1 pseudogene is annotated in these 590 nt (G+C 61.0%); it reads right to left on the reverse strand.

The features are described from left to right. A pseudogene (locus ACTHUE_RS19905) lies at positions 1 to 590 on the reverse strand (FUSC family protein); the annotation flags it as partial.

Here is a 590-nt window from a genome sequence, read left to right on the forward strand (position 1 = left end):
TTCGTAATGGAGGCGGGCGGCGAGTTTGCCCAGCTCGGGATTGATGGAGGTGTCGATGCGGATGCGGCGGGCGTAGTGGCCTTTGATGAGGCGGACGGTCAGGCGCAGGTCGCGTTGGAGGCGGTTGAAATGGCGGTCGAGGAGGCGGATTTCGTGTTCGTTGAGGGTGGGGGCTTGCAGCTTGGCAGCGGTGGTGAGAAGCAGCTCGGTGGTGTTGACGATTTTGCGGTGGGCGTGCTGCATGGCTTCCATCATGGCGGAGCTGATGTGGCTTTCGCCCGAGGTGGCGGCGAGGTGGCTGCGGCTTTTGACCATGCGGGCGTTGATTTGGCGCATCTTGACCATGTTTTGCTCCAGCCGCTCGCGGGTCGTGCGTTTGCCGTTGCTGATTTCGGCAATCATTTTGCCGCATTCGGTCAGGTTGTCGGCAAGCATAAACCGCCACATGAGGGTGGAACGCAAGGGCAATAGTTTGGCGGCGACGATGGCGATGGCGGCGCCGATGAGGACGTTCATGGCGCGCATGAGGCCGCTGTCTAGCCAGTTGTTGCTGTTGTCGCCGATAAGCATGCACATGGTCAGTCCGGCAA

The sequence above is a fragment of the Neisseria sp. P0021.S005 genome, from assembly GCF_051956955.1.